Origin of the sequence: uncultured Ligilactobacillus sp. (genome assembly GCF_948826705.1) — a bacterium.
GTDB lineage: Bacteria > Bacillota > Bacilli > Lactobacillales > Lactobacillaceae > Ligilactobacillus.
The window spans coordinates 1-8510 of the sequence record NZ_CAQLEL010000029.1; the positions used below are offsets into that span (position 1 = coordinate 1).

Genomic DNA, 8510 nt, shown 5'->3' on the forward strand with positions numbered 1-8510 from the left:
ATATCCGACCTACCTAACGCAACTGCCAGAAACGACTGCTGTTGTGCGCGCTGATCGTACCTCTATGCAGGGAAAAGTTGGGCTCGTCAGCGGAGGCGGTAGCGGACATGAGCCGGCACATGCTGGATTCGTTGGTTCTGGTATGTTGAGTGCCGCTGTCTGTGGGCAAGTCTTCACTTCACCAACACCTGATCAGATCTATGAAGCGATCAAAGCTAGTGATACTGGCGCTGGTGTCTTTTTGATCATCAAAAATTACTCGGGTGATGTGATGAATTTTGAGATGGCTAAAGATATGGCCGAACTAGACGGCATCAAAGTCAGCTCGATCATTGTCGATGACGATATCGCAGTTGAAAACAGCCTCTACACTCAAGGTAAGCGCGGTGTCGCCGGTACGGTCCTGATGCACAAGATCTTAGGGGCTGCTGCTGATCAAAAAGCAAGTCTTGCTGAGATCGAAGCCTTAGCAAAAAAAGTCATGCCACATCTTAAGACTTTAGGTGTGGCTTTAAGTGCCGCAACAGTTCCTGAAGTTGGCAAACCAGGCTTTGAATTAGCCGATGATGAGATCGAATATGGGGTCGGTATCCACAGTGAACCTGGTTATCGCCGTGAAAAACTCCAACCTTCTAAAGAACTAGTCGCAGAAATGCTCACAAAGCTAGATGAAACTTTGCTGTTTGACGCTACTAAAAAATACGCCGTGCTCATCAACGGCATGGGCGCAACACCATTAATGGAACAATACATTTTCAGTAATGATGTCTTTAACTGGCTCAAAGCAAAAGATATCACCCCTGTTTTCAGCAAAGTTGGCAACTACATGACTTCGCTCGAAATGGCAGGGATCTCATTGACCGTCCTCGAATTGGCTGATGAAAAATGGCTAGAATATTTAAACTATCAAGTCGACACGATCGCTTGGTGAGGAGGAATTTGATATGGAACTGACAGTTGAAACCTTGACTACCTGGATGAACACTTTTGAAGCTAAGATCAATGCTAAGAAAGCTTATCTCAGTGAACTAGATACACCGATCGGCGATGGTGACCACGGCAATAATATGGCTCGAGGTATGCGGGCTGTGACTGAAGCACTTGCTACCAAAAAGCCAGCTGATCTGACCACTGGACTCAAATTAGTCGCGATGTCTTTGATCAGCAAAGTTGGTGGTGCTGCTGGACCTTTATATGGGACTGCTTTTTTAGAAATGGCCAAAAAGAGCAATACGACTGCTGATCTCAGTGAACTCTTGAATGCTGCAGTCTTAGGTATCAAGCAACGCGGTGGGGCTGATCTTGGTGACAAAACGATGGTCGATGTTTGGGAAGTCGTTGTTCCTAAATACACGGCTGGACAGTTAACAGTTGAAAAGATAGCCCAAGCAGTCGAAGCGACTAAAGAACTAGTTGCTAAACGCGGTCGGGCTTCTTACTTGGGTGAACGCTCAGTTGGACACCTCGATCCAGGAGCAGTTTCAAGTGGTTATCTTTTTGATGCCCTATTAGAAACGGAGGCAGATCTTAAATGAGTTATGGAATATTGATCGTCTCACACGTTGAACAGATCGCTCAGGGTGTCCCTAAATTACTCAAACAGATCGCACCCGATATTGCGATCACTTTTGCTGGCGGTACCGATGACCATGAGATCGGTACTAGTCTTGATAAGATCACAGCAGCTTTAGAGGACAATTCAGCTACCGAGATCTTAGCCTTTTATGATCTTGGTAGCGCCAAGATGAATCTCGAAATGGCTGGCGAATTTAGCACAAAACCAGTCCACTTGTACGATACAGCTTTGATCGAAGGTGCTTACGTTGCAGCTTCATTGCTCCAAGCTGGCGTCGATCTGCCCGAGATCGAAAAACAACTAGAACTATTACAAATCAAAGGAGATGGATAATATGTCAGGCTTTTTAGGTGAATTTTTTGGAACCATGGTCTTGATCCTCTTAGGGGTCGGCTGTGGTGCCGGTGTTAATTTAAAAGATAATTATGCTCGTGGCCAAAACTGGATGTTTATTACTCTTGCTTGGGGCATGGCAGTGACCTTTGGCGTCTATATCGCTGGTCAAATGGGATCACAAGGACATTTGAATCCCGCTGTAACACTAGGTTTTGCTAGTGCTGGTCTCTTTTCTTGGAATGAAGTCTTACCTTATCTTCTAGGTCAAGGCCTCGGTGCCTTTACCGGTGCAGCACTCGTTATTTTATACTATTATCCCCAATTCAAAGCTACTCCAAACAAAGATGGCAACTCAGTCGGCATTTTTGCTACCGGTCCTGCGATCGATCGACCATTCTTTAACGTCTTGAACGAATGCATCGCGACCTTCTTCTTTATTTTGATCTTGCTTAACTTGGGAAATTTCACCACTGGACTCAAACCACTGATCGTTGGTCTTTTGATCATGGTCGTTGGTCAAAGTTTAGGTGGGACGACTGGCTTTGCCTTGAATCCAGCCCGCGACTTGATGCCACGTTTAGCTTACAGCATCCTACCTGTTCCCCATAAAGCTAATGCTAACTGGAGCTATGCTTGGGTACCGATCATCGGACCACTTTGCGGTGGGATCTTGGCAAGCTTTGTCCATGTATGGATCAACGGTTAAGCTAAGTAATTGACTTTTATTGATTGCACACGATACACTTACGAAGGAAAACGTTTACAATTCAGGAGGATGACCACATGGAAAAATATATTATGGCGATCGATCAAGGAACTACCAGCTCACGGGCGATCATCTTTGATAAAGCAGGCAACCACATTGGCACGAGCCAAAAAGAATTCACCCAGTATTTCCCTGAAGCTGGTTGGGTCGAACACGATGCACATGAGATCTGGAATTCTGTTCAATCTGTGATCGCAGGTGCCTTTATCGAATCAGGGGTCAAGCCTGATCAGATAGCAGGGATCGGGATCACTAACCAACGTGAGACTACGGTCGTTTGGGACAAAGAAACTGGCCTACCGATCTATCATGCGATCGTTTGGCAATCACGCCAATCCGCTCAGATCGCTGATGAACTAAAAGAACAAGGCTACTCTGATCTCTTCCATGAAAAGACCGGCTTGATCATCGACTCTTACTTCTCAGCGACCAAGATACGCTGGATCCTCGATCATGTTCCTGGCGCTCAAGAGCGCGCTGAAAAAGGCGAATTGCTCTTTGGGACGATCGATAGCTGGTTAGTCTATAAATTAACTGATGGTAAAGTTCATGTGACCGATTACTCCAATGCTAGTCGGACGATGCTCTTTAATATCAACACCTTAGAATGGGACCAAGAGATCTTGGATATTTTAAATATTCCCCGGGAAATGTTACCTAAAGTCGTTTCTAACTCAGAGATCTACGGTTTGACTAAAACTTATCATTTCTTTGGTTCTAAAGTTCCGATCGCAGGAATGGCCGGTGACCAACAAGCCGCTCTCTTTGGTCAGATGGCATTTGAACCTGGCATGGTCAAAAACACCTATGGTACTGGTTCATTTATCGTGATGAACACGGGCAACAAGCCACAATTATCCAAAAATAACCTTTTGACCACGATCGGTTATGGGATCAACGGTGAGATCAACTATGCGCTTGAAGGCTCTGTCTTTGTCGCGGGTTCATCGATCCAATGGCTACGTGATGGTTTAAAACTCATCGAAAAAGCCAGTCAATCAGAAGCTGCTGCGCTTGCTTCCAAAAATGAAGATGAAGTTTACGTGGTGCCTGCCTTCGTTGGTCTAGGTGCTCCTTATTGGGATCAAGATGCCCGTGGCGCGGTCTTTGGCTTGACACGTGGAACGACTGAAAAAGATTTCATCAAAGCGACTTTACAAGGTATCGCCTACCAAGTCCGTGACATCCTCGGTGCGATGCAAGAAGATACCGGGATCGATATTCCAGTGCTCAAAGTCGATGGTGGCGCTGCTAACAATGATTACTTGATGCAATTCCAAGCAGATATCTTAAACACCCCTGTCCAACGCGCAGGTGACTTGGAAACCACCGCCCTCGGTGCAGCTTTCCTTGCTGGTTTAGCTGTGGGATACTGGCAAGACTTTGATGAGATCAAAGCAGTTATCAAAGATGGGAAACGATTTGAAGTCCAAATGGATGACAAACGACGCAATAAATTGTACGGCGGTTGGCAAAAAGCAGTCGCTGCAACACGTTACTTTGAATAATCCAATTAGATCGGAGTGATTTGATGCCTATTTCACGACAAAAAAATATTGAATATCTAAAAAACAACCCTGATGGCTGGGATGTGATCGTTATCGGTGGAGGTGCGACTGGCTTAGGTGTCGCCGTCGATGCAGCCTCACGTGGTTACAAGACCGTCTTATTAGAACAAAGCGACTTTGCTAAATCAACTTCAAGTCGTTCGACCAAACTCGTTCACGGTGGGGTACGTTATTTAGCCCAAGGTGATGTCCGTTTAGTGCGAGAAGCCCTACATGAACGGGGGCGCTTAGCTCGAAATGCGCCTCATTTGGTCAAAAACCAAAAATTCATCATTGCCAATTACAAATTATGGGAACAGCCATTTTACAGTATTGGGATGAAAGTCTATGATGCTTTGGCTGGCAAATTGAATATCGGACGCTCTAAGATATATTCCAAAGCAAAAGTCATCGATGCGATCCCACAGATCAAGCATAATAAATTGGTCGGTGGTGTGATGTATTATGACGGCCAATTCGACGACTCACGTCTAGCTGTCAACCTTATGCAGACAGCAACAAAATACGGTGCAACTTTAGTCAATTACGTCAAAGTAACTTCGGTCCAAAAGAAATTCGCTAAGGTAGCTGGTGTCACCGTAAAAGATGAATTTACCGGTGAAGAATTCAGTCTGCGTGGTAAAGCTATCATCAATGCAACTGGGATCTTCGTTGACCAGATCCTTGAGATGGATACCAAAGATCATCAAGCTACCGTGCGTCCTTCGCAAGGTGTTCACTTGATCGTTGACGGATCATTTTTAGGAGGCAATGACGCGATCATGGTCCCGAAAACCTCTGATGGACGGGTCTTGTTCTGTGTGCCATGGCATAATAAGGTCATCTTAGGCACAACGGACACACCACTAAAAGAATTCACCTTAGAGCCACGGCCACTGGATGAAGAGATCGACTTTATCCTCGAGACAGCCGGTGAATACCTCGAACGTAAACCAACTCGAGCTGATGTCTTGGCTGCTTATGCTGGCTTACGTCCATTAGCTGCTCCCAAAGATGGTGACGGCGATAAGACTAAAGAGATCTCACGGAGCCACAAACTATTTTCAAATGAGTCTGGGCTGATCACGATCACTGGTGGTAAATGGACGACTTACCGTCAAATGGCAGAAGAAACAGTTGATTTAGCGATCAAAGTAGCAAAACTTCCACCAAAAGATTGTGTGACCCGTGAATTAAAGATCCACGGTGCTAAAAAGACGACTGAAGCAGAACGTAAAGATTGGCGTTATGTTTACGGAAGTGACCAAGCAGCCATCTTACGCTTACAAGAAGATGATCCTGAACTTGCCTTACCACTTCATCCTAAATACGAATTCACCGGAGCCCAAGTAGTCTGGGCAGTGCGCGAAGAAATGGCGCAAACGCTAGACGATGTGTTAGCACGACGGATCCGCGCCCTTTATCTTGATGCTCGGGTCGCAAAGGAAATGGCGCCTAAAGTAGCCCACATCATGGCAACTGAGCTCGGTAAAGATCAAGCTTGGGAAGAAGAACAAGTCAACGAGTTCTGCCAACTCGCTGACGGCTATATTTTACAATAACCTCCTTTTGACGTAACTTCGCTAAGCTAGAGTGAAGTTACGTTTTTTATTATTTTCAAATATTTCGATACTTTGCACATCAGTTATTGAGGATAGGATCCACTGCCTTTTCTTTAACATCTCTAGAGGCTATTTAGAATAACTACTACGGCCTGGATCATTCAAAAGTAATTTTGAACTAAGAATCGCACCGATATCTCTAAGACCCATGAGTTTTCATCCTCTCTAAAAGAGCTATATCGTAGCCTTTGAAATTGAAAGAAGAAATGATGCCCCATTTGTGATGAAAAAGTTTGGAGAAGGCATTCAAAACGCCAAATGGATCTACTATTTTATTACACAGTGATCGTGGTTTTCAATATGTTCGCCTGACATCAAGCTATGCAACAAGAAGTACGTCACAGGGTAGGAAATATATTGACAACGCACCAATGAAAATCTTTTGGAGTCATTTTAAAGTTGGAGACTACAACTGGAAAAGTTTTGAAATATACAAATAGCTAGTAAAAGTGATGACTGATCATATCAAATTTTGCAACACTCAACGTTACCAAACAAAATTAAACAGCCTAACCCCAGAAGAATACCGAAATCAGACTGCCTAGAATTTTAATTATTTAGTTGTCCACTTGATAGTGTCCAGTGCGATCAAGTCGACCAAATATACTTTTATTTTTGTTGTTTTATCCAGTCTTGATACCAATAAAATGACGCTTTACGTAGACGTTTTCCAGACCCATGACCATTTTCATCCAGATCAACATAGACCATACCATAACGTTTCTTCAATTCACCCGTACTAGCACTGATGAGATCGATACAGCCCCATGTCGTGTAACCCCAGATCTCTACCCCATCTTCATATCGACTCTTTTGTAAAGCATCGATATGATCACTTAAATATGTGATCCGATAATCATCCTTGATCTGGTCATCTTCAAGCATATCAGTTGCACCTAACCCATTTTCCACTACAGTAAGGTGGCACAAAAAATGGCATTAACAACAAAGGACTATCCTTTTGCCTACTAAGTTTTAGGTTATCTCTGGTATCAACAAAAACCGCAAACTATCGAACAGCTTTTACCCGAATTTGATCAATATCTTCAGGAATTGGTCTATCAAAAGATCTGGCAAGAGCTATCTGTCAAAGATCAAGATGTTCTAGCTGCGATCGCCCAAAGTGGTAGAGCTCGTATCAAAGATATTCGTGATGCACTAGGCTTCTCATCTTCCTTGATGTCTGTCTATCGTGAACGGCTAAAGCAAAAAGGCATTGTTGATACCAGTGATTATGGCTACTTATCATTGACCTTGCCTCACTTGGAAAACTTTATCCAGCTCTATCATGAATTGCCATGAACTCTATATAACAAACGAAACGCCTAGTAAATAAAGAGGTCCCACTATGATTTTTTGTATCATAGTTGGACCTCTTTATACTATTTATCAAATTTTTCTTTTAGTTCATCAACACCAGCTTTGACATCATCTTTTAATTCTTCGGCTTTTAATTTAGCCTTGCCGACTAAACCTTGTCCTTTACCTTGGGTCTCACGAACTTTGTCACCCGTAAGTTTACCTTCTGTTTCTTTGACTTTACCAACAACTTCATCTTTAAAACCATCTAATTTACTCATAAAATTCCTCCATTATCTTCTAAACAAATAGCACCGAAAATTTTGATCAAACGCCATCAAGATTTCAGTGCACGTCAATGTAATTACTCAATGAGCGACAAACTCAAGCAAGATCTCTTGCTCTATGTAAAACTTCATCACAAAATTCGTTAATACCAAGCTAAATATGATCACGCCGAATAGATATCAACTATATTTTTCATTTTCCCCTTTCTTGGATCCACTTGCGATAGCGTTTACATTTATAGGATAGCACTTTTTCCGTTAAGTTACTAGTCCTTCTCAAATTGCATATTGTGCACAATTAAGAGTAATTTTGATTTTTATTATTTAAAAGAGTTTTGGAAGTAGCCGACTTTTTGCCTTTATTACAAGTTATTTCTTTGTTAGGATGCTTATACTCTACTAGGATCCCCCAACAAAAAGTACTTAAAAATTTTCTTTGCCATTACTATCCTATTTGCTCTAGCTGATGATGACATTTTTGCAGCTGAAGATAATGAAACTGACAGTTCAGATGATAGCTCAACTGCCGATTATAGTCCAAACAGCAAGAAAGTGTCACCGCTACACAGAATGTAACTGAGCAAGAGTCCTTCTACCTTAAACGGAGACGATCATGCCGTCGATAACGATGATTTTCGCCACAGTACAAGTCACGATCGTCGATAATAAAAATATACACCGCTATCACGTTTTTCTAGCGTACTTTTTAGTACGATCACACTAAATTAGCGTTTTTATACAGCAATCTCCTTTGGCTGACTCTCTAATATTTTAGTAAAATTAAATTATATTTAAAAATAAATCTAAGGGGTATGTCATTATGGAGAAAAAGTCTAAAAAGCACTCTTTGCTGAGTGTTATCGCAATTATTTTCCTATCATTTTCATTTCTAACAGCTTGCTCTAGCAGTAGCGAAGATAATTCAGAAGCTGAAGCACGATCAGAAAGCATTGCTAAAGAAGAAAGTGAAAAGGCTGCTAGTGAAGAAGCTGAAAGTAAGCGTGCGGAGTCAGAAAGTATTGCTGAATCCGAGAGCGCGGAAGCCGAAAGCGAACGTATCGCACAAGAAGAGGCAAG

General features: G+C 42.8%; 10 protein-coding genes and 1 pseudogene. 9 read left to right on the forward strand and 2 right to left on the reverse strand.

Features of this window, described 5'->3' with window-relative positions:
- The first annotated feature begins 22 nt into the window (after window positions 1-22).
- The 7 genes from dhaK to Q9Q35_RS11945 all read left to right on the forward strand — a co-directional run bounded on the left by dhaK (window position 23) and on the right by Q9Q35_RS11945 (window position 6392).
- Entirely contained in the window at window positions 23-931 is a 909-nt protein-coding gene (gene dhaK / locus Q9Q35_RS01620; protein WP_370648872.1) for a dihydroxyacetone kinase subunit DhaK, read from the forward strand.
- Window positions 932-944: 13 nt separating this feature from the next.
- A complete protein-coding gene (dhaL, locus tag Q9Q35_RS01625; protein WP_304651843.1) occupies window positions 945-1535 on the forward strand; it encodes a dihydroxyacetone kinase subunit DhaL in 591 nt (196 codons plus the stop codon).
- Window positions 1532-1909 (forward strand): dihydroxyacetone kinase phosphoryl donor subunit DhaM, encoded by a 378-nt coding sequence (dhaM, locus tag Q9Q35_RS01630; protein ID WP_304651844.1) that lies wholly within the window; start codon window positions 1532-1534, stop codon window positions 1907-1909. Before dhaL ends, dhaM begins: the two co-directional genes overlap by 4 nt.
- Before the next feature lies 1 nt (window position 1910).
- Window positions 1911-2618: an MIP/aquaporin family protein gene (locus tag Q9Q35_RS01635; RefSeq protein WP_304651845.1), complete on the forward strand. Its 708-nt coding sequence runs from the start codon at window positions 1911-1913 to the stop codon at window positions 2616-2618.
- 77 nt (window positions 2619-2695) lie between these two features.
- A complete protein-coding gene (glpK, locus tag Q9Q35_RS01640) occupies window positions 2696-4186 on the forward strand; it encodes a glycerol kinase GlpK (protein WP_304651846.1) in 1491 nt (496 codons plus the stop codon).
- Window positions 4187-4209: 23 nt separating this feature from the next.
- Window positions 4210-5787, forward strand: a complete 1578-nt coding sequence (locus Q9Q35_RS01645) for a glycerol-3-phosphate dehydrogenase/oxidase (protein WP_304651847.1) — start codon at window positions 4210-4212, stop codon at window positions 5785-5787.
- A gap of 512 nt (window positions 5788-6299) precedes the next feature.
- The gene (locus Q9Q35_RS11945; RefSeq protein WP_370648871.1) at window positions 6300-6392 is read left to right on the forward strand and encodes an IS3 family transposase; all 93 of its coding nucleotides are present in this window, start codon (window positions 6300-6302) and stop codon (window positions 6390-6392) included.
- A gap of 64 nt (window positions 6393-6456) precedes the next feature.
- Here the strand turns inward: Q9Q35_RS11945 and Q9Q35_RS01650 are convergent.
- Window positions 6457-6762 (reverse strand): annotated as a pseudogene (locus Q9Q35_RS01650) (family 1 glycosylhydrolase); the annotation flags it as partial.
- Between the two features lie 138 nt (window positions 6763-6900).
- Here Q9Q35_RS01650 and Q9Q35_RS01655 point away from each other — a divergent pair.
- Window positions 6901-7149, forward strand: coding sequence for a winged helix-turn-helix transcriptional regulator (locus tag Q9Q35_RS01655; protein WP_304651848.1), 249 nt, complete (start codon window positions 6901-6903; stop codon window positions 7147-7149).
- Window positions 7150-7229: 80 nt separating this feature from the next.
- Here Q9Q35_RS01655 and Q9Q35_RS01660 read toward each other — a convergent pair whose 3' ends face one another.
- Window positions 7230-7427 carry a CsbD family protein gene (locus tag Q9Q35_RS01660; protein WP_304651849.1) on the reverse strand — a complete coding sequence of 66 codons (198 nt, stop codon included), beginning with the start codon at window positions 7425-7427 and terminating at the stop codon, window positions 7230-7232.
- 826 nt (window positions 7428-8253) lie between these two features.
- On the opposite strand from Q9Q35_RS01660, the gene Q9Q35_RS01665 reads away from it, so the two are divergent.
- The coding region (locus Q9Q35_RS01665) for a hypothetical protein (RefSeq protein WP_304651850.1) at window positions 8254-8510 on the forward strand (257 nt) is incomplete at its 3' end.

Bases quoted from the DNA above. Each gene is read 5' to 3' on its own strand.
- dhaL (WP_304651843.1), top strand. From the start codon at position 945: ATGGAACTGACAGTTGAAACCTTGACTACCTGGATGAACACTTTTGAA.
- Q9Q35_RS11945 (WP_370648871.1), top strand. From the start codon at position 6,300: ATGACTGATCATATCAAATTTTGCAACACTCAACGTTACCAAACAAAA.
- Q9Q35_RS01660 (WP_304651849.1), bottom strand. From the start codon at position 7,427: ATGAGTAAATTAGATGGTTTTAAAGATGAAGTTGTTGGTAAAGTCAAA.
- Q9Q35_RS01645 (WP_304651847.1), top strand. From the start codon at position 4,210: ATGCCTATTTCACGACAAAAAAATATTGAATATCTAAAAAACAACCCT.
- dhaM (WP_304651844.1), top strand. From the start codon at position 1,532: ATGAGTTATGGAATATTGATCGTCTCACACGTTGAACAGATCGCTCAG.
- Q9Q35_RS01635 (WP_304651845.1), top strand. From the start codon at position 1,911: ATGTCAGGCTTTTTAGGTGAATTTTTTGGAACCATGGTCTTGATCCTC.
- glpK (WP_304651846.1), top strand. From the start codon at position 2,696: ATGGAAAAATATATTATGGCGATCGATCAAGGAACTACCAGCTCACGG.